At 56.0% G+C, this 1,711-nt stretch carries 1 protein-coding gene and 1 pseudogene; both read right to left on the bottom strand.

Features of this window, described 5'->3' with window-relative positions; all coding sequences use genetic code 11:
* Positions 1–338: 338 nt before the first annotated feature.
* Positions 339–1,277: a bifunctional helix-turn-helix transcriptional regulator/GNAT family N-acetyltransferase gene (locus FT726_RS27135; protein ID WP_282996939.1), complete on the bottom strand. Its 939-nt coding sequence runs from the start codon at positions 1,275–1,277 to the stop codon at positions 339–341.
* 154 nt (positions 1,278–1,431) lie between these two features.
* Positions 1,432–1,711: pseudogene (locus tag FT726_RS27130) on the bottom strand (metabolite-proton symporter); the annotation flags it as partial.

Genomic DNA, 1,711 nt, shown 5'->3' with positions numbered 1-1,711 from the left:
GGGAAACGCGATCAATTAGTCGGCCGCATTCAGGAGCGCTACGGCTACGGTAAAGATCAAGCAGAGAAAGAAGTCAAAGAGTGGGAAGATAGTAATAAATTTAACTGGTAGTGTTGGTTATCCCCGGTACACTGATGTGCCGGGGTTTTGTTATTGCAGACTGCTGAGGTTTTTTGCCGGATAATTTTAAAATCCAGCTTGCGTTTATTTAATGCCATTTATTACTTAACCCGAAATTCATATTCAAACCTGTTTTTCCGCATTAATCCGGCTATTTCTCTGGCCTGACGCGGTGGTGAAACGGCAGTGCATCAGCCGTTGATAATCTTTCCCGGCCATCATCGCGTGAAGTGCTGTTCAGTCATGATTTTGCCCCACTGATCGCCCTGCCACTCGCGCGTCAGGGTGAAGCCTGCCTGCTCGTAGAGTCGTCTGGCCGCATCCAGCCCACTGAAGGTCCACAGTTGCGTTGCGCTAAAGCGCTGACGATCGCAGAACGCCACAGCCTCATGAAGCAAGCGTCGCCCGATGCCGCTACCGCGACACGTCTCGTCAAGAATAAACCAGCGCAGATGGGCCTGATTATTGCCAAGATCCTCTCCGTCAATCGCCACTGAACCGACAATATTATCGTTATGCACTGCCAGCCAGATTTGATTGCGCTCACTTCCCAGCCGTCCGGCAAACTCTGCCAGCCCGCTGGCGACTTTGCCTTCAAAATAGTGACCAAACTGATGATGCCGGGCATAGTAACGGCCGTGCATTTCGGCGATGCGGCCGATCATCCCGGGCCGGTAACCGCTGACGATGTCGATGGCACCTGAGGGAAGGGGCTGCGTGCCGGTCCGACAGCGGCGCACGGAGTCAGCATAAGCGCTCAGTCCCTGCGCTACCGTGCGCTGCTGTGCCGGTTCAAGCCCGGCCAGCGCGGCCAGCACCCGTTGTGCCGCGTACTGATTGACTCTGGCAACGGTAGCCATCCCCTGCGCAGTCAGTTTCAGCCTTTTAATCCTGGCATCACTGCCGTCAGCGATTTCCTGCACTTCACCAGCCGCCACCAGTCTGGCCAGCATGCGGCTGACGCTCGATTTTTCCAGACCGAGCAAGTCCACTAACTGTGCAGCCGTCACTGTGCCCTGGGTTTCCATCTCCAGCAGCGTGTGGACAGCAGAAGGCGAATAGTCCGTTGCCGCCAGCGTCGGGCGCATAAACCCGAGTTCACGTACCATCAGTCGGGAGGCGGAACGTATCTGATTAACTAACGATTCAGTGGTCATGGTACAAACGCCCAGTGGTTATAAGGTTGTATAATACAACTATTAATCGGGCTGATTGTCAACAGACTAACCGGCGGCGCCAATACGGGTGAGGGCGAGCGCTCACCCTGGCAAGGCTGCATCGCATGAGGGGCAGGAATGAAGCAGCATGATGTTAAAGGGGTCTGCGGTGATCGTCCTTATTGAGCGAAAGCAGCGCGATAAAACTCACTACGGCGGTGGCCATCACATACCAGGCGGGAATGTCGGCATTGCCGGTTTGCTTCATCAGGCCGGTAATGATCAGACCTGCGCAGCCGGAAAACAGCGCGTTGGAGAGCGAATAGGCCAGCCCCAGCCCGGTGTAACGCACGCTGGTCGGGAACATCTCGGCCAGCATCGCCGGTCCCGGTCCGGCCAGCATGCCCACCAGCGCACCGGCGATAAACACCACC

It is taken from the genome of Pantoea sp. Morm (assembly GCF_016643525.1).
Taxonomy (GTDB): Bacteria; Pseudomonadota; Gammaproteobacteria; order Enterobacterales; family Enterobacteriaceae; genus Pantoea; species Pantoea dispersa.
This window is presented reverse-complemented; position numbering and strand designations above follow the sequence as displayed.

Coding starts and splice junctions, on each gene's coding strand:
- FT726_RS27135 (WP_282996939.1), bottom strand. CDS start 1,277: ATGACCACTGAATCGTTAGTTAATCAGATACGTTCCGCCTCCCGACTG.